The 18529-nt window shown below is 67.7% G+C and carries 10 protein-coding genes; 6 read left to right on the forward strand and 4 right to left on the reverse strand.

Going from position 1 to position 18529, the window contains the following annotated elements:
• Positions 1–30 precede the first annotated feature (30 nt).
• The 6 genes from QE373_RS18185 to QE373_RS18210 all read left to right on the forward strand — a co-directional run bounded on the left by QE373_RS18185 (position 31) and on the right by QE373_RS18210 (position 6323).
• A complete protein-coding gene (locus QE373_RS18185; RefSeq protein WP_309689350.1) occupies positions 31–1041 on the forward strand; it encodes an alpha/beta hydrolase in 1011 nt (336 codons plus the stop codon).
• Positions 1038–2663 carry a carboxylesterase family protein gene (locus QE373_RS18190; RefSeq protein WP_309689354.1) on the forward strand — a complete coding sequence of 542 codons (1626 nt, stop codon included), beginning with the start codon at positions 1038–1040 and terminating at the stop codon, positions 2661–2663. The genes QE373_RS18185 and QE373_RS18190 overlap by 4 nt, the downstream gene beginning before the upstream one ends.
• A 100-nt stretch (positions 2664–2763) precedes the next feature.
• Complete coding sequence (locus QE373_RS18195) at positions 2764–3768, forward strand: glycoside hydrolase family 43 protein (protein WP_309689911.1); 1005 nt, start codon at positions 2764–2766, stop codon at positions 3766–3768.
• 18 nt (positions 3769–3786) lie between these two features.
• Positions 3787–4641: a GDSL-type esterase/lipase family protein gene (locus QE373_RS18200; RefSeq protein ID WP_309689357.1), complete on the forward strand. Its 855-nt coding sequence runs from the start codon at positions 3787–3789 to the stop codon at positions 4639–4641.
• Between the two features lie 128 nt (positions 4642–4769).
• Positions 4770–5354 (forward strand): cysteine dioxygenase family protein, encoded by a 585-nt coding sequence (locus QE373_RS18205; RefSeq protein ID WP_309689360.1) that lies wholly within the window; start codon positions 4770–4772, stop codon positions 5352–5354.
• A 156-nt stretch (positions 5355–5510) separates the two neighbouring features.
• Positions 5511–6323: a hypothetical protein gene (locus QE373_RS18210; RefSeq protein ID WP_309689363.1), complete on the forward strand. Its 813-nt coding sequence runs from the start codon at positions 5511–5513 to the stop codon at positions 6321–6323.
• Positions 6324–6359: 36 nt separating this feature from the next.
• On the opposite strand, the gene QE373_RS18215 is transcribed toward QE373_RS18210, so the two are convergent.
• The 4 genes from QE373_RS18215 to QE373_RS18230 form a co-directional block, all read right to left on the reverse strand.
• The gene (locus tag QE373_RS18215; RefSeq protein ID WP_309689914.1) at positions 6360–10136 is read right to left on the reverse strand and encodes a LamG-like jellyroll fold domain-containing protein; all 3777 of its coding nucleotides are present in this window, start codon (positions 10134–10136) and stop codon (positions 6360–6362) included.
• Between the two features lie 109 nt (positions 10137–10245).
• Positions 10246–12207, reverse strand: coding sequence for a pectate lyase (gene pelA, locus QE373_RS18220; protein ID WP_309689366.1), 1962 nt, complete (start codon positions 12205–12207; stop codon positions 10246–10248).
• Between the two features lie 16 nt (positions 12208–12223).
• Positions 12224–15379: a TonB-dependent receptor gene (locus QE373_RS18225; RefSeq protein WP_309689369.1), complete on the reverse strand. Its 3156-nt coding sequence runs from the start codon at positions 15377–15379 to the stop codon at positions 12224–12226.
• 208 nt (positions 15380–15587) lie between these two features.
• Positions 15588–18329, reverse strand: coding sequence for a TonB-dependent receptor (locus QE373_RS18230; protein ID WP_123699983.1), 2742 nt, complete (start codon positions 18327–18329; stop codon positions 15588–15590).
• Positions 18330–18529: the final 200 nt, after the last annotated feature.

An 18529-nucleotide genomic window follows, 5' to 3' on the forward strand; every position in this document is an offset into this window, starting at 1 on the left:
CCTGTCTGTCCATCCGGAGCCTTGTGCCGCATGAGATCCACGCTTTTTTCGCTGCTCTGTTCGTTGTCCCTGGCCGCGTCCCCGGCGGTTGCCGCCGCTGCAGCGCAGCGCGCACCGCCGACGCCCGTCGCCGGGGCCACCGAGGCCGCCGGCGAGCGCATCGCGTTATGGCCGGCGGGCCACGTGCCCGGCGAGTCCCCCCCCGCGCGCGGACTGCACGTCGTGGAGCGCAGCACCGACCCGGCCCAGCCTGATCGCTATGTCGACCAGGTCGACGCCCCGTGGCTGCTGGTGCACGCCCCGACACGGCCGAATGGCAGGGCGCTGCTGGTGATTCCCGGCGGTGGCTACCAGCGGGTGGTGATCGACAAGGAAGGCACCGAACTGGTGCCGGAGTGGGTCGAGCGCGGTGGCTATACGCTGTTCGTGCTGCGCTATCGCCTGCCCGAACCCGGCCGCGACCGCGAGGCGGCGCTCGCCGACGCGCAGCGCGCGATGCGCGTGGTTCGTGCCGCCGCAGCGAGCCGCGGACTGGATGCCGAGGACATCGCTGTGATGGGATTTTCGGCCGGCGGGCACGTCGCCGCGCGGCTGGCAACCGGCTTCGACAGCCCCGCTTACCCGGCGGCCGACGCGACCGACCGGCTCAGCGCGCGGCCTTCGCGTGCGGTGCTGGTATACCCGGTGATCGACATGGGCGCGCAGGCCCACAGCGGCTCCCGCCAGCGCCTGGTCGGGCAGGATGCGGACCCCGCCAGCGTGCATCGCTACTCGATGCAGGAGCAGGTGCGCGCGGACATGCCGCCCACCCTGCTGCTGCACGCGGCGGATGACCGCGTCGTCAGCGTCGACAACAGCCTGCTGATGGCGCGGGCGCTGGCAGCGGCAGGCGTGGAGCACGAACTGCACGTGTTCGCCCACGGTGGCCATGGCTTCGGCATGCGCGCCGCCGCGGGTTCGACCACGGCCCTGTGGCCGGAGATCGCGCAGCGCTGGCTGCACGCCCCTACCCGGATCCAGACCCCGGAGGGTCGCCCATGAACGATGACCCCGCCGACCTGCAACGCCGCCGCTTCCTGCGCGACAGTGCCCGCCGGGCATTCGCTGCCGCCGCCACATCCCTGCTGCCCACCGCAGTGGCGCAACCGGGCCTGCACGCCGACCAGCAGGTACTGGCGCGGGTGCGCGGAGGGCGCGTGCGCGGCCAGCGCGAACACGGCACCTGCGTGTTCCGCGGGCTGCGCTATGGCGCCGACACGGCCGCCTACCGCTTCCGGCCACCGCGCCGCGAAGCGCCGTGGCGCGGCATCGCCGACGCCCTGGAGTACGGCGCGGCCGCGCCGCAGGGTGGCGGCGAAGGGCCGGGCAGCGAAGACTGCCTGTTCCTCAATGTCTGGACGCCGGCGCTCGGCGACGGCGGCAAGCGGCCGATCCTGTTCTACATCCACGGCGGCGGCTTCAACAACGGCTCCGGCAGCGACCCGCTTTACGACGGCGGCGCGCTGTGCCGACGCGGCGATGTGGTGGTGGTGACGGTCAACCATCGCCTCAACCTGTTCGGCTACCTGTACCTGGGGGCACTCGGTGATCCGCGCATGGTCGCCTCGGGCAATGTCGGCCAGCTGGACCTGGTGCAGGCCCTGCACTGGGTGCGCGAACACGCCGCGGTGTTCGGTGGTGATGCGGACAACATCACCGTGTTCGGCCAGTCCGGCGGCGGGGCGAAGATCGCCACGTTGATGGCCATGCCTGCGGCCAAGGGCCTGTTCCAGCGCGCGTGGACGATGAGTGGCCAGCAGGTCACCGCGGCCGGTCCGCGTGCCGCCGCGCAGCGTACCGCGATCGCCATGCAGGCCGCTGGCGCAAGCGATATCGAGGCGCTGCTGCGCCTTTCCCCAGCCGCGCTGCTGGCCGCCGGCAAGGCGCGCGATCCGTCGCGGATTGAAACCAGCGGGCTGTACGTGGGGCCGGTGCTGGATGATGCGGTACTGCCGGTGCACCCGTTCTTCCCCGAAGCGCCCGCGCAGTCCGCCCACATCCCGATGGTGATCGGCAACACGCGCGATGAAACCCGTGCGTTCCTCGGCAACGATCCGGCCAACCATGAACTCACCTGGGACACCCTGCCGGCCAAGCTGGAACGCGAGCAGTACGTGGACCTGCGCCCGGAACGGGTGATCGAGGCCTATCGCCGCATGTACCCGCACTACACGCCGTCGCAGGTGTTCTTCGCCGCCACCACCGCTGGTCGTTCATGGCGCGGAGCAGTGGAAGAGCTGGAAGCGCGCGCGCGCCAGCACGCCGGTGCAGCGCCCACCTGGGCCTACCAGCTGGACTGGGGCTCGCCGCTGGACGGCGGCAGGCTGGGCGCGTTCCACACGCTGGATATTCCGCTGGTGTTCGACAACACCGCCCGGCCCGGTGCACGCAGTGGCGATGGCGCGGAGGCACGCGGACTGGCGGCCACGATGAGCAGCGCACTGCTGCAGTTCGCCCGCCATGGCGACCCCAACCACGCCGGGCTGGCGCGCTGGGAACCGTACGGCCTGCCGCGCCGCCAGACCTTGCTGTTCGATGTGCGCAGCGCGCTGGCCGATGATCCGCGTGGCGGCGAGCGCGAGCTGTACCGGCAGGCGCCGTTCCTGCAACGCGGTACGTTCTGATTCCTGCTGAAAGGAGCTGATGATGATGCATGTCCGACCCCGGCAGTACGCCGCGCATGGCGTGGTGCCACCCCTGCGCATGCTGCTGCTGATCCTCGGCATGGCCCCTGTGGTGGTGCTTGCCCAGGCCCGCTTCCGCGATGCGCCGCTGGTCGATTCGCCGTTCATCGCCGACCCGTCCGCGCACGTGTTCGACAACCGCATCTACGTGTACGGCTCACATGATATCCAGGCACCAGCGGCCGATGACCAGCCCGGCAAGGGCTTTGCGATGCGGGATTACCACGTGCTGTCGATGGACCGGATCGGGGCACCGGTCACCGTGCATCCGCTGGCGCTGGCACTGGAGGACGTACCGTGGGCGGCGCACCAGCTGTGGGCACCGGATGCGGCCTACAAGGCAGGACGTTACTTCATGTATTTCCCGGCCAAGGACAAGCAGGGCGTGTTCCGCATCGGCGTGGCGACCGGCACGCGGCCGGAAGGCCCGTTCACCGCCCAGCCACAGCCCATGCAGCAGAGCTACAGCATCGATCCGGCCGTGTTCGCCGACGATGACGGTGCGCATTACCTGTACTTCGGCGGGATCCACGGCGGGCAGTTGCAGCGTTGGACTGCACAGGGCTACGACGCCACCCTGGGGGACACCGACCTGGGCCAACCCGATGCACCAGCGCTGGCGCCGCGGGTGGCACGCCTGCGCGCGGACATGCTGGAGTTCGACGCGGCGCCGCGCGAGGTGCAGCTGCTGACCCCGGAGGGCACGCAGATCACCGGCGGCGACCTGGCACGGCGCTTCTTCGAAGCGGCGTGGGTGCACAAGCATGCAGGACGCTACTACTTCAGCTATTCCACCGGCGACAGCCACACCATCAGCTATGCGGTGGGCGATTCGCCGTGGGGCCCGTTCACCTGGCGCGGGGTCATCCTGCTGCCGGTGCAGGGTTGGACCACGCACCATTCCATCGTGCAGGTGGACGGCCACTGGCAGTTGTTCTACCACGACACCCAGCTGAGCAACCGCACCCACCTGCGCAATGCAAAGGTCACCGGACTGGTGCACGAACCCGATGGCTCCATCCGCCCGATCAACCCTTTCCGCTGACGCCGAGGACTACCGCGCATGACCCGACATCGTCTCCTGTTGCTTGCCTTGGGCTGCTGCATCGCGCTGCCAGCGCTGGCCCAGACGCCCGCCGAGCGGCCGGCGCCAACGCCGATCCGCGCCAGCAAGGTCATCCTGGTGGGCGATTCCACCACCGCCGTGCAGGGCGGGTGGGGGCCGCGGTTCTGCGCCGACCACCTGGTTTCGTTCGCGGCGTGCATCAACCTGGCGCGCGGCGGCCGCAGCACCTACAACTATCGCGCCGAAGGCTCATGGGCCGTGGTGGACGCGGAGATGCGCACACCGGGTTATGTCGCCACCTGGGTGCTGATCCAGTTCGGGCACAACGACCAGCCCGGCAAACCGGGACGTTCCACCGACCTGCAGCGGGAGTTCCCCGACAACCTGCGCCGTTACGTTGCCGAGGCACGGGCCGCCGGTGCGATACCCGTGCTGGTCACGCCGCTGACCCGGCGCCAGTTCGCCGACGGGAAGCTGATCGACGACCTCGGGCCGTGGGCGGACGCGGTACGCGGCGTTGCACGCGAACTGGACGTCCCGCTGGTCGACCTGCACGCGCGCAGCCGGCAGCTGGTGCAGGCGATGGGCCCGGTACTGGCGATGCAGCTGGCGCAGTCGCCTGCATCGCAGGAACAGGTGGCAGCCGCACTGAACGGCACGACCGTCGATGCCGCTCCCGCCAGCGCGGCTGGCAGCGCCGCGCAACGTGCGGTGCTGGAACGGATGGGGCAGGCCAAGCGCGCCTTCGACTACACCCACCTGGGCGACAAGGGCGCGGATGTGTTCGCCACGATCATCGCCGAAGAGCTTGCACGCAGCGTCCCCGCATTGCGTCCCCTGTTGCTGCCGTGACGTATTCAACCCCTCCACTCGGGTTGCTCATGCCTTTACTGCGACCGATGCATGCGGAAACAGGCGCTCTGCTCTGCCATTAACGCCGTGCAAACGTTCCGCAGACATCACTCGCCTAGACTGCAGGCATGGATCTGCACTTCACCCCACCGGCCTTCCGCGGGAAAGACCGCCTGATCACGGCGCTGGATGCGGCGGTCGGGCAGGGCGATGCTGAAGGGATCACCCGTGCGCTGCAGCACACGCTGCGGCAGGCGATCCATGATCCGGAGATCGAACTGCCATCCTGCGTCCACCAGCCCCTGCAGGGCCGCTATGCACGCCGCGAACTGCACCGCAGCACGACGCTGGGCTACAGCGTGATCGCGATGTGCTGGGGGCCGGGGCAGGGCACCCCGCTGCACGACCACGATGCCATGTGGTGCGTGGAAGGGGTCTGGCGTGGCGACCTGCAGGTTACCCCCTATGCGCTGCTGGAACAGCGCGGCCCGCGCTGGCGGTTTGCGGCGCAGCCGGTGCTGTATGGCGAAACGGGCAGTGCCGGCAGCCTGATTCCTCCGCACGAGTACCACACACTGCGCAACGCCAGCAGCCAGGACATCGCGGTATCGCTGCACGTCTACCAGGGTCCGATGGAGCGCAGCACCGTGTTCGATCCGCTCGGCGATGGCTGGTACCAGCCACGCGTGCAGGAACTGGACCGCGACAGCTGACCGGCGCAGCAAGGACGGCCAGCGGCCGTCCCTACCTCAAGTGTCCCTGCCTCAGTCGGCGGCTGAGGTGTCCAGCCGGTGATCGATTTCTGCAACCTCCCACCTCCTTGCGGTCTGTAGGATTTTTTACAGACACACGCAGGGAGTGAGAACGTTATGGATATCGCGCATTGCACACTGGACGGGGGCGATTACACCGCCGTCCGCTTCCAGCAGCTGCCGCCCGCCGACCTGGAAGCGAAGCGACGCAACCTGACCTGCGTGCGCTGCGGGCGGCAGGCGTTCTTCCGCAAGAAGGCCGCTAGTGGCCGCGCCGCCTGCTTCGGTGCGCGCCCCCACGCCCCCGGCTGCGGCATGGCCGCCGAAGATCATCTGCGCGTGGAGAGTGGGATCGGGCCGGACGAGGCGATCACTCACAACGCCGACGTGCTGGTGGTGGATCTCAACTTCGGTGCCGTGCAAGGCGCGCCGCACCTGCAGGACGACGGTCGGGCGGACCCGGGCCGGCGCGGCGGTCGGCACCTGCACGGCGACGGTCAACGCACGGCCCGCACGCACCGCAGGCTGAGCACGCTGCTCAAGCACCTGCGCAGCTCGGCAGCGTTCGGCGCCTCGGACCAGGCCATCGAAATCGGTGGGATCGAAGGCCGGACCCTGCGCGATTTCTTCGTCGAATTTCCTGCCCTGCAGCCCCACCACTTCGATCGGCTGGCCGGCTGCTGGGGCCTGGTTACCGACGCGGGGGAGCGCGACGGCACCGTCTGGCTGAACTCCGGCGGACGCGGCGACATCAGCATTGGAATCCCGGGCTCCATCTGGCCCGAATTCAAGCGTCGCTTCCGGGTTGACGATCTCGAAGACCTGGCGGGCGCCTATGTGCTCGCGGTCGGCACCCCCTCGCGCTCCCAGTACGGGAAGCGCTACCTGATCGTCGATGACATCGAGTTCGTCACCGCAAGCCTTGCCTGAGCGCGAAGGCGTGACGGCCAGCGGCCGTCACCCCCCTCAGGGCACGGCGACGGTGTTGTTCAGGCGGGTGACCTCTTCGCCATCGTCCGCCAGCCCCACCCGCACGCGCAGACCGCTGCGCTCACCGGACGGCAGCGGCAGGCTCACCGTGGTGGTCTTCGGCTGCAGGTCCAGCGGCGCCTCCATGGCCGGCACCTCGATCCGCGCGATCTCGCGGCCGCGCGCATCTTCCAGCACCGCCACGCCCACGCCGGTGGCTACATGGCCCAGGCTGTGCACGGTGACATGCACCTGGCGGCCATCCACCCGCACGTCGCCGCGGCCTACGCCCAGGTCGGCCCGCTGCTCCACCGGGGTACCGGCGCGCACCCGTTCGAACTCGAACACCTCGGTGCGGCCCGGCTGGAACTGCAGCGCGGTGCTTGCGCTGCTCTCAAGCACGACCTCGCGCTCGCGCGGCGTGCCGTCGATGCGCCCGTCGCCATCGGCATCCACGCCGCTGCGCACCCGCCAGGTGCCACTGGCCACGTTCCAGCCGGTCATGTCGGCATGGATCACCCGCTTGCCCAGGTTATGGCTGGTCACGGTGAAGCGCTCGCGTGACGGCGCATGCACCAGCAGTGCCACCTGTTCGGCCGCTTCATCGCGGTCGAAGCGCCAGCTCACCGTATGCCCCGGCCAGCTCTGGTTGCGCTTCAGCGCGATGCCGCCCAACCGCGCGCGTTGCAGGAACTCGCTCGGTGCTTCCACCCGGTCCGACCACCAGTGGCCTTCGGTGTTCATGTACTCGCGCTGCGCCTTGGCCTGGATGCCGTCGGCGTGCAGGGCTTCGATGTAGCCGGTATCGCCGCTGGCCTGCCAGGCCATCAGGCTGGCGAAGCCGGTCTTGCCGCTCTTCGCATCGGCGGTCAGCTTCGGGTACCAGTCCTGCTGCCGGCCCAGTACCTCCACGTAGTTTTCGCCCAGGTTGGACAGCGCGCCGGGACCGCCACGCTCCACCCGGTAGTCCAGCGCCTTCAGGTACTTGTCATCACCGCTCCAGCGCCATGCGGCCCAGAACGCATGCATGATGTCGCCGCTGCCGGAGCCGTTGTTGAGCTCGCCGCCACGGGTCTGCCCGGTCGCCCAGTTGATCTCGTTGGGCAGCGCCCAGCGCCCCTTGTCATCGGTATAGGCGTGCGCCAGGTAGCCATCGGCCAGGCCGGTGACCAGCCGCCGGCTGTTCGGATCGGCATTGAACTGGCCGAGCAGGAACGCCGGATGCAGCACCGGGAACGAATACGGCTTCTGCCACTGCCAGTTCGGTTCGCGGTAGACCTTGTTGCCACCGAACCAGTTGCTGGAGAACAGCAGGTGGCCCTGCGGGTTGGGCAGGATGATCTTCTCGTCGAAGGCCTTCACCGTTTCCATCAGCCGCTCCACGGTCAGCGGATCGCCCCAGTTGAGGTACAGCATGGCGCTGTTGGTGTTGATGCCTTCTTCGTAGGCATGCAGTTCATCGGTCTCGATCGTGCTCAGGCCGTTGCTGAACATGCCATTGCGGTACACCGCGTCGGACAGGGCGGTCAGCGAGGCATTCAGGCGGTCCGGCTGCACGCCCATCAGGGCCAGCCCGGGCCACTGCTGGGTGAGGTCGGAATCGTCGGAGATGCCACCGCCGAAGTCGCCGTAGGCGACCTGCCGATTGTCGATCCACCAGTCGATGAAGCGGCGTACGTGGGCAAGGTCCTGCACCTGGTTGAACGCCCAGGCCGGCACGCCCTTGGGCACGGCCGGCGCGGTGAACGGCGGTTTGCCCTGGCTGTTGTAGCTGATGTAGTTCCAGTACAGACGGCCCAGTTCATGCTCCGGGTCCACCCGCAGCAGGTCGCTCAGGTCGGCGTACACGCGCGCATACAGGCGCTGGCGCTTGGACGTGGTGTGTTCCTCGACCAGGAAGCCCCAGTTGTCGCGTACCTGGTTGAAGCGGTCGGCGACATGTTCGGCGATGGCCTCCTGGCGGGGCTTGAACACCATGCGGATTTCGGCGCCATCGAGCGCGCCCGCATCGAAACCCGGTGCGGCCGAAGCGATGCTCAGCCACAGGCTGTCGGCGGTGAGGATGCGGTCGCGCAGGTCCAGCCACAGCGTGCGCTTGACGCCTGGCTGCACCGAGACCGACACATCGATCATGTCGCGGGCCGGCCAGATCGGATCCTTGATGCGGATGTTGAGCGGGATCAGTCCATCGTGGGTGGCCGGCAGGTCCAGCGCAGGCAGGTCGATGGCTACGCCATCCAGGCCGTCATACATGTTTTCCCAGCTGTGCGCCCAGCTGCGGATCAGCGGCTGGTTGGCCGGTGCATCGCCGACCCCGGAAGGAATCAGCACGTGCACGATCGGCCGCGGCTGCGCAGGCAGGCTGTCGGCGCTGCGACGGCGCGATCCGGCGCCTTTGGGCAGGGCCATCACCGTGCTGCGTTCGGCCGCCGGGTAGCGGCCATCGATGTAGTGGCGAAGGCTGTCCAGGTTGGTGTAGTCCGGCAGCGCCTGGCTGTCCACCAGGTAGGTCTGCTTGACGCTGCCTTCGGGCTCGGCGCCTGTTTCCACGTGGTACGCCCAGATCTCCTGGATCGGCGTTTCCTGTTCCACGTTGGAAAAGCGCAGCACGCCGCCGCGCTGGGCGGGAATGTCGTCCACGCTGCGCACCACGCCGCGCGGGCGCTGCATCAGCACGGTGCTGGCGCTGGCCGCATCGGGGCCGTGGGCGAGCGAGCCGAACGCCGCGCCACGCACCTCGATGCGGTTCACGGTTTCATCCGTCGGCACGGTCAGGTCCAGGTGCTGGCCGGCTTCCACGTAGGTGTTCCAGTCCGGCAGCTGGAAATAGTCGTTGCGGCCGGGCAGGCGCGAGCGGTTGTAGACGCCAGGCCAGGTGGTTTCGGCGATGCCGTCGGTGGCCTTCCACATCCACTGCTTGAGATCCTTGGTGTCGGCGAACTCCACCTTGCGGATGCGCGTTCCATCGGCCGCCAACGCCGGAGGTGCCGCCCCTTCCCAGCCGAAACGATGCAGCCATGCCGCGCGCGCGTCACCGGCCACGCTTTGCGCGCCGTCGACCGACCGCGGGGACCTGCCGGCGGCGAGCGCCGCCACCGCGGCAGCATCCAGCATGTGGTCGTGGACCCGGATCTCATCGAAATCGCTGCCGCGCAGGAAGTTGTAGCGGCTCTGCACCTGGTAGGGCGCCATCACCCGGCCCGCCAGTCCCAGCTGGTCCAGCGCGGCATCGTAATCGGCGGTGGTGTCCACGCGCGCCGCTTCACGGCCATCCACGTACAAGCGCACGCCGGCGGTCTCGTCCCAGGCAAAGGCAAGGTGCTTCCATTGCGCCGGATGCGGCCGGGCGTCCAGCTTGAACGAAACGCGCGTGCGCGCCAGGTTTGCGTCGGTGACGAAGGCATCGAAGCCCTCCCCGTTCCAGTCGATCCGCAGCCACGCCATGTCCCAGCTGCTGTGGTCCGCGTACCCGACGCGGAAGATCACGAAAGGTGCCTCGCCTACCGGGTAGCGCGAACGCCAGAAGAACGACAGCGTGCCGCGCTGGGCGTGGATGTTGCCGGGCGCGTTCCACGACAGCACGCCGTCGTCGTCCCATTCGATAGCATTGCCACGTGCCCCATCGGCGACCAGCCGGACCTTGTCCCTGAAGTTCGGTACCGCCTCACCCTCGGCATGGTCGGCGGTGAAATCGGCGTCGGCCGAGACGTGGAACAGCAGGCCATCGCCGCGCGCTCCGGCTGCCGCGTGCACGCCGGGCGTGGCCGCCAACATGCCCAGGGAGCCGGCCAACAGGAAGGTACGCAGCATTGCATCGGTCATCGGTCGTTCCTACGTTTGCATGAAAGCGCAGGCCAGCAACAGCCTGCAGGGTGCATCACCTTCAATCGACATCGAAGGGGTTCCAGTCGCCAAGCACCGCCTGCCGGGTGTAGCCGGCGGCGGCGGTGTCATCCAGCTGCCGGCTCCAGCCCGCGCGCGCGGCGGCCGCCGCACCCGGTCCGCGGCTGCGTGCCTCGGCATAGAAGGCCGTGGCCCGTGCCTGCGGTTTGTTCCAGTCGTGCCAGCCTGCGGCGACCACGTTCGCGCCGAGGTCGCTGTCCACGAACACCACCCGCGCATGGTCGCGCCAGGGACGGCCCAGCCAGGTCGTCGCCACGCCTTCGCCACGCACCAGGGCACGGCGGAACACGTAGCCGAAACGCTGGTCCTGCGGGGTCGAGGCGGCCGTGATGTAGCCGTGTCCGCCCTTGGAGAACAGCGTGCAGTCGTCGAACAGCGCGGTGGCGCCGCCGAAGATGTAGTCCACGCTGCCCTCGATGTAGCAGTCCTTGAAGTGCACGACGCTGCCGGTGTGCGTATACAGCGTGTCCTGATGGCCCAGCAGGCGGACGTTGCGGAAACCGGCGCGCGGTGCCCGCACGCTCAGCGCCAGCGCCTGGCCGACGGGTCCTGCGGTGTTTTCGATGGTCAGGTCTTCGGCGATGAAGGCATCGCCATGCACGAACAGCGTTGCCGAACCGCTGGTGCCGAACGCGGCTCCGGTTGCCGGATCAATGCGTTTGGCGTGGTTGTCCCAGCTGATCCGCGTTGCACCGGCGCCTGCCCCGCGCAGGGTGACGTGCGACGCGGCGGCGGGTACCCGCACCACGCCACGGTACAGGCCCGGGCCCAGCACGATGAGCTGGCGCAGCGCATTGCCCTGCGGCACCGCATCCAATGCCTGCTGCAGCGTGGCGAAGTCACCGGACCCATCGGCGGCAACCCGCCAGGGGCGCGGCGGCCCCTGCTGTTGCATCGCCTGCAAGGCCGCCGCGTGCCGCGCACGCCAGCGCGGCAGCTCGTCCTGCAGCAGTGCCTGCGGCCAGGTGCCGTGCCAGGCGTAGCCGACCCGGCGTTCGTTGGGCATGTCGGTGAAACGTGCGACCTGCTCGCCGGCGCGGTTGACGAACATCGGCTGCTGCGTTTCCAGGTCATGGAAGCGTGCCCACAGCGAGGCGCCCGGTTCGTCCACGATCAGCACGTCCTGCCCGGTCTCTTCGTCGACCGCGGCGACCTTGCGCCGGGCGAGGTCGGGCAGCCGGTGCGCCTGCAACCAGCGCGCGCCATCCTCCACGGCTCGAAGCACGGCCGGCGACGGATCGGTCTGGCGCATCAGCAGGCGCATCACCCCGACCGATTCGGCCACCGCCAGCGAAGGCAGTTCATAGGCTCGCGCCTTTGCCGGCTGCAGGCTGTCGCTGTCGTACTGCGCCGCCCAGATGGTCGGTGTTCCCTGCAGGCGCACCTGGGTCGCCAGCACGCAGTCCAGGCCGCGGGCCAGCGCCTGCCCGGCCTGGTCGGCGTACCGCGGGGTCAGCGCGACCAGCGTTCCCTTGCCTTCCACCACGTCCTGCAGCAGGTCCAGCACGCGGGTCATGGCATCGTCGTTGAAGGTCACCTGCTGCCGGTACAGCGAACGGTCCGGGTAGTACTGCGGCCAGCCCCCGTTGGGGTATTGCGCGGCCAGCAGGTACTCCACGCCGCGGCTGGCGGCATCCAGGTAGCGCGCATCGCGGGTGCGTGCCCAGGCATCGGCGAGGTAGCGGATTTCCTGCGTGGTGGCGCGGTTGTCGATGGTGGCATCGTCGCTGCGCCCCGGCGAGCGCAGCGCCTGTCGTTCCGCATCGGTGAACACGTGCGCGTAGTCGACCGCCCTGCGCTGGTAATGCTTGGACCAGCCGCCGGAGGCGGTCTGCAGCAGCAGTATGTTCTCCGCCACCGGGTCCGGCGCGGCGGTGCCGGCCAATGCCGGCGTCACCGCGAGGGCCAGCAGCAGCACGCCATGGCGCAGGAGCGATCGCATCAGCGCCAGCGCACCATCAGAACCGGTACCGCAGGCCGGCGTAGTACTGCCGTCCGGTCACGGTGTAGCGGTCCTGCAGACGCAGCGCGGAGTCCACCCAGCGGCTGTCCTCGGTATCCAGCAGGTTGATCGCCTCGAAGGTCATCGACAGCTTGTCGGTGATCCGGTAGGACATGTTGAAATCAACGTTGCGCACGCTGTGCTTGCCGGTGACATCCGGGGTGGCCAATGCGTTGCCATCCAGGTCCCACACACCTTCCTGGCTCAGCACTTCGCTGATGTAGCCGTCGCGGTAGCTGGTCGACACGCGCGCACTGAAGCGACCGTCGTCGTAGTACAGCGTGGCGTTGTACGAATCGGGCGACAGGTTGACCAGGTCCTGTTCGGTCACCGTGGTCTCGATGCGCGTATTGCTGCCGGCGGCACTGCTGAACAGGTATTTGATGCTCGAGCCGACGTGGGTGTAGTTGAGCTGGATGCCGAAGCGGCTCCAGAACCCGGGCAGGAAGGTGAACGGCTGCTGGTAGGTCAGCTCGTAGCCTTTCAGCGGCCCGCCTTCGGTGTTGTAGTAACTCTGCACGTTGAACAGGGTGTCGGCGGCGAAGCCGGCGGGCAGCAGGTCCAGCGAATAGCCCATGTCCTGCCAGGTGGTCAGCAGGCGGGTGCGCTGCACGTAGCTGTCGATGTCCTTGTAGAACACCGCGCCGGACAGCATCGCGCCTTCGGCGAAGTACCACTCCGCGCTGAGGTCGACGTTGGTCGAACGGAACGGATCCAGCTTCGGGTTGCCGAGGTTGATCGAGAAGGTGCGGCCGTCGTCGAAGTACTGGGTGGGCCCGCCGCTGACGCTCGGTGACATGTACGCCAGCGTCGGCCGCGCCATGGTCTTGGCGGCGCCGAAGCGCAGCACCACGTCTTCGGCCACGTCCCAGGCCAGGTTCAACGAAGGCAGCACGTCCTGGTAGCTGTGCTGGACCACGGTGCTGATGGCCTGGCGGTCACCGGCGGCGGCGGTCGCGCTGGCCACGCCGAAGAACGTCTCGCAGTTGGCGGTATTGTCGGCCGGGCAGGGCGCCCAGCCGGAGGCGGTGATCTGCGTATCCACCAGGCGCACGCCCAGGTTGCCGCGGAACGCGCGGCCCAGCAGGTCGGTGTTGAAATCGAGCTGCAGGTAGGCGGCCATGCTGCGTTCGTTGACGTCGAAGTTGTTGTTCGACGATCCGAAGTGGCCGATCCCCGCCAAGCGGTAGTCACCGCCGGGAATGCCGGTATCGCAGTTGCAGTTGATGTCGAGCAGCTCGGCGACGCGGCTGAAGTCGGGCACCAGCCAGCTGCCCGGGGTCTGGCCCGGCAGGCTGCTGCCGAAGCCATCGAGGGTGGTGGACAGGTCAGCGACCGTCACCCCGGCCGGCAGCGCCTGGGCCAGCCGGCCGTAACTGATGTGGCGGTACTCCTCGGTCGCCATGTCGTAGTCTTTGTACGCCAGGCCGGTGCGCAGGGTGAAGGTCGGGTTGATGATGAACTGCAGGTCGACCTTCGCGGTGTCGAAGCGGTTATCGACGTAGCTGGGGTTGAGCCTGACTTCACTGATGTTGCTGCCGCGCGCGGTGCCGTTGCTGTTCACCGGTACCGCGCCGTAGCCGAGCCAGCGCCAGGCATCGGGATCATTGAGGCCGAACGGGAAGCTCATCGAGGGCATGCCGCCATTGCGCATGTCCAGCACGAAGCCATCGAGGTTGCTGTTGTCGAAGCTGACCATCGAGAACGTCGGCCGCTCGTAATCCGAGCTGGAATGGCCGACCACCGCGTCCAGGCGCACGGCGTCGTTGAAGCGGTGCTCGAAGTTCAGGCTGTACTGCTGGAATCGGGTCGACTCTTCGATCAGGCTCGATTCGGTGCGGAAGTCGACGTTGTCGAACACGCCGTAGGTCAGCCGGCCCTGGTCGTCGGCCTGTGCTTCGCGCACCACGATCTGGGTCTTGCCGCCGAGGTTGGCGGCGCGGTGCAGGTTGGCACCCACCGAGTCTTCGCGCTGGTCCTTGTCCAGCTGCGAATACATGGCATCGAAGCTGAGCAGGGTGTCCTCGCTGAACCGGAACTGCAGCGCGCCGGTCACGCCCAGCCGCTCGATCTCGTGCTCGGTGCGGATGTAGCGCGGATAGCGCGGAAGCCACGCGTTGGTCGCGGTCTCGTACGCCTGGATGTTTTCCGCGGTCGCCGCCGGGCGCGGCAGTCCCGTGCCACAGTTGTTGGCATCGATCCCATAGCTGCCCCAGCCGTTGCTGCGATCCTGGTTGGCCTGGCTGCCAACCCCGGCCGGGGTTTCATTGGCGGCCGGGTTGCGCGGGGTCTGCGGGTTGTAGCCGACCGGCGAGCAGAAACCGTAGGTGCCGTTGTTGCTGGCGTTGGACTGGTTGGAATTGCGGTGGTTGCCGTGTTCCCAACGCACCGGGTTGTAGCCCTCTTCGTACACGTTGCGCTTGCTGTACGACGCCGAAAGCAGGGCACCGAAACGCCCGTCGGCCCATGAGTTGCTGATCAACCCGGAGATGCGCGGATCGTACTGTTCGGCCAGCTCGCCATAGCCGACCTGGGCGCTGGCCGATGCCTGCATGCCGTCGAAGTCGAACGGGCGCGAACCGCGCAGGTCCACGGTGGAACCGAGCGAACCCTCGTCCATCTGCGCGGACTGGGTCTTGTTGACCTTGACCTGGCTGAAGAGTTCGGAGGCAAAGGTGTTGAAATCAAAGCCACGGCTGCGGTTGACGCCGGCACTGCCGTTGCCGCCGGTGGCCAGGGCTTCCAGGCCATTGAGGCGTACACGGGTGAAATCCGAACCCAGGCCGCGGATGGAGATGCGCTGGCCCTCGCCGCCTTCGCGGTCGATCGACACGCCCGCGATGCGCTGCAGGGACTCGGCCAGGTTCTGGTCGGGGAACTTGCCGATGTCTTCGGCGAAGATCGCATCGACCTGTTCGGTCGCGTAGCGCTTCTCGTCCAGCGACTTTTCCAGGCTCTCGCGGTAGCCGGTGACCTTGACGCCGTCGAGCTCGGTCACGCTGGAAGGCGGGCCGGCATCCTGCGCCAGTGCGGGGGTGGCCAGCAGTGCGAGGGCGATGGCCGTGGCCAGTGCGGCGGTGCAGGGGGTGTGGCGGTGACGGTTGCGATCCATGTCGGCTCCCTCCAAGGAGATGACGCTTGCGGTGACGTCGGGGTACGCCCGGCCCGAGGAGGTGACACCGATCATCCAGTCGGCATGGGGGCGTAAATTAACAGCGCGCTGCCGTGCGCCGCATCTTGCGACGCAGCACAGGGCAGGCGGAGGTGATGCAGCGCGTGGCGCCGTGCAGGCCGCCACGCGGACGCGTGCGATGCAGCGATCAGAACTTGTAGCGGACGCCGAGCAGGACCTGGCGGCCGGTCTCGGTGTACATCAGCGGCAGCTGGCCGGTCAGCGGCGAACGCACCCATTCGTCGGACGCTTCGTTGGTCAGGTTGACGCCTTCCAGGGTCAGCTCGAGCTGGTCGCTGACCTTGTAGCGCAGCGAGGCGTCGATCATCGTGGTGCCGGTCATGCCGTGCACGCCGTCCAGGTTGAAGCCGGTTTCCTGGCCCGGTGCCTGGGTCAGGTAGTCGTCGCGGTTGGTCGCCGACACGCGGCCGGACCAGACCTCCCCTTCATAGAACAGCGTGGCGTTCCACGAGGTGGGCGACAGGCCGGTCAGGTCGTTCTTCATTACCGGCTGGCCCTGGCCGTTGAGGTACTGGATCTTCGATTCCACCCAGGTGTAGTTCAACTGCACGCCGAAGTTGGACCACTTGCCCGGCAGGAAGGTGAACGGCTGGGTATAGTTGGCTTCCACGCCATGCAGTTCGCCACCGGGGGTGTTCAGCGGAATGCTGAAGGTGAACTCATCGTTGACCGTGGCACCGGTGCCGTCCAGCAGGCTGGCCGGCAGGCCGCTGGTGGAGTACGGACGCACGTCGCGGGTGGTCTGCACGAAGGACTCGATGTCCTTGTAGAACAGGCCCAGGCCGAGCATCGCGCCTTCGTTGAAGTACCACTCGAAACCGAGGTCGACGTTGGTCGCGCGGATCGGATCCAGGTTCGGGTTGCCACCGGCCACCGTGCGTGCGCCACCAGCCACCGCCACGGTCACGCCCGGGGTCAGGAAGCCCAAGCCCGGACGGGTCATCACCTTGGCCGCGCCGAGGCGGATCAGGAAGTCCGGCGCCACTTCGGCGACCAGATTGAACGAGGGCAGGGTGTCATCGTACTTGCGGTTGCTGGTGGTCAGCACCGGCACGCCGCCGACGGTGGCGTAGCCGTTGGATTCCTGCTTGGTCTCCACATAGCGCACGCCGAAGTTGCCCGACAGCGGGATCGAACCGAGGTCGGTGGAGAACTCGCCCATCAGCCACACGCCGCGGTCTTTTTCTTCCACGCTGCGGCTGTTGTTCAGGCGCGGGGCGACGGCGAAGGTGCCGGTATTGCTGTAGATGTCGAACAGGTCGGCGACCGCATCCAGGTTCGGTACCACCCAGCGCGACGGAGTGCCGCTGATGCCCTGCAGGCCTTCCTGCTGGGTGTAGGCCGGCGGCACGATCAGCCCGCTGCCCGGGAAGGTCGGCACCGCCAGTTCACTGGCGCGGCGAAGTTCCACGGTGTCGAAGCTGTAGTCCTTGGCCAGCACGCCACCCTTCAGGCGGAAGCCGGGGCTGATGTTCCAGTTGAAGTCCAGCTGCGCGGTGTCGAAGTCGTTGTCCACCGTCTGTGGGCGCAGGCGGATTTCAGCGAGCGTCCAACCATTCGGGTTGGTCGGATCCACGCCGTAGTTGAGGATCGGCATGTTCTTGTTGCCACGGTAATCGTAGCTGTACCCATCAACATCGAACTTGTCCATGATGATGGTGGTCTGCACCGGGTTCTCATGCGCCGAGCGCGAGGTGCCCAGCTTGCCGCTGATCGAGAACGCATCGCTGAAACGATGGTCCAGGTTCAGGCTGACCTGCTTGAAATCGGTGCTCCACTCGTCGTGGCGGTTCTCGCTGCGGATGTCGACGTTGTCGAACACGCCGTAGACCAGCGCGTTGTTGCGGATCTCACCGTCGCGCACGATGGTCTGCGGCTTGCCGGTGCCGGAGCGGCTGAAGGAGATCGCTTCGATGTAGTGCTCGTCGCGGTCGGCGTCGATCTTCGAATACAGCGCGTCCAGCGACAGTTCGGTGCGATCGGTCGGCTTCCACTGCAGCGAGCCGGTGACGCCCAGGCGCTCCTGCTTGTGCTCCATCTGTACGTAGCGCGGGAAGCGCGGGTGGAACACGTTGGCACCGCGTGCGGCGGCGAACGGCGAGCTGGCGGCGAAGCCACCGTTGCTCGGGCCATTGGCCCAGCGGCCGGTGTTGGAGCCTTCCTCCAGCGCCTGGCGCTCGGAATAGGCCACCGACAGCAGCGCACCGAAGGTGCCATCGGCGAAGGTGTTGGAGATCAGCGCCGCCATGCGCGGATCGGCCTTCTGCGCCATGTCGTTGTAGCTGGCCTGGCCGCTGGCGGCGAAGGTGAAGCCTTCATAGTCGAACGGGCGCGCGGTGCGCAGGTCGACGGTGGCGCCGAGCGAGCCTTCTTCGACATCGGCCGAAGCGGTCTTGCGCACGATCAGCTGCGAGAACAGGTCCGAGGCGAACACGTTGAAATCGAAGCCACGGCCGCGGTTGGTGCCGCCGCTCTGGTCGCCGGCGCCGACGGTGGCCAGCGCTTCCATGCCGTTGATGCGCACGCGGGTGAAGTCCGGGCCGAGGCCACGCACCGAGATGCTGCGGCCTTCGCCGCCGTCACGGGTGATCACCACGCCGGGGATGCGCTGCAGCGATTCGGCCAGGTTGAGGTCCGGGAACTTGCCTATGTCTTCGGCGACGATGGCATCGACCACGCCGGCTTCGCCGCGCTTGATGTCCAGCGCCTTTTCCACGCTGGCGCGGTAGCCGGTGACGGTCACTGCGTCCAGGTTGGTCGCAGCGTCGCTGCTGGTCTGCTGGGCGACGGCGGGGGCGGCGAGTGCCAGACCGATGGACAGGGCCAGCAAGGTAACCGGTGTCTTTTTGCGGTTGCTACGAGAAATCATGGCCTTTCCCTCTCCCAAAGGTCTGGTTCACAACGCGATGTCAGCAAGATGACACCGCTGGTCAGGGCGGACGTTAACAGCACCTTCAGGATCGGGCATCTTGCACCGCAACAGATTGCGCATGTCCCGCAGAGGCTTGCGGGACAATGACTTCGACAATGGGGGCGGGTAGACGTGGTGGCCCTGAGGACTAAAATGAC

Source organism: Stenotrophomonas sp. SORGH_AS_0321 (assembly GCF_031453215.1).
GTDB lineage: Bacteria > Pseudomonadota > Gammaproteobacteria > Xanthomonadales > Xanthomonadaceae > Stenotrophomonas > Stenotrophomonas chelatiphaga.